This window comes from Vibrio sp. 1249-1, from assembly GCF_033340495.1.
In genome coordinates this window covers 1-630 of record NZ_JAWOWJ010000724.1, presented here as the reverse complement: position 1 = coordinate 630, position 630 = coordinate 1, and the positions used below count along the sequence as shown (strand labels likewise).

The 630-nt window shown below is 53.0% G+C and carries 1 pseudogene; it reads right to left on the bottom strand.

Features of this window, described 5'->3' with window-relative positions:
• Positions 1–44 precede the first annotated feature (44 nt).
• A pseudogene (locus R7Z50_RS28565) lies at positions 45–630 on the bottom strand (plasmid stability protein StbA); the annotation flags it as partial.

Genomic DNA, 630 nt, shown 5'->3' with positions numbered 1-630 from the left:
TTTTTCCATCCCATTTGCTACCAGCCACAACGACCTCCTATCTATCAGCCGCAGAACCAGAAGCCCCTGGCATTGGATGCCACGGATTCGTTGGGCAGTACGATCCTGCTCTTAGGGAAAAGCTCCTTGGCCGCATCTTGGTAAGCCTCGGCACCGCCGCCAGCCAGCAGAACTACGTCAGCATCCATCCCGTCCTCACGCATTGACTTCCGCATAGGGATCAAGGCGTTTTGAGCGACTTTGGTTGAGGCTTTCTTGAAGTAGTCTTTGATCGATACCTTTTCACCGTAGAGGAAGATTTCGGCCTTACCGGCACGAATAGCTTTCTCGATCTTTTCGATGCCAGGGGCACCGCCGTGGTCTTCCTGAATTAGCCGGTCCGTTTCCTGTAGCAACACCGACATCGCCTTGAGGCTGGTGCCAGATGAGTGATAGCGGCCCTCTCCCTCTTCAAGAGCTACCCAGTCTACAGAAAAGAACCCAGGGTCAATTACAACGGTTTTTCCTCCCTGGATAATCTCCAGGAGGTCTTCATCTTTGGTTGAACTTACAACATCCATGTAAGCACCGGCAGGTTGAGGTACAACCACAACAGCACACGCCTGTACCCCAGGTAGTCGCGTGCTCTTG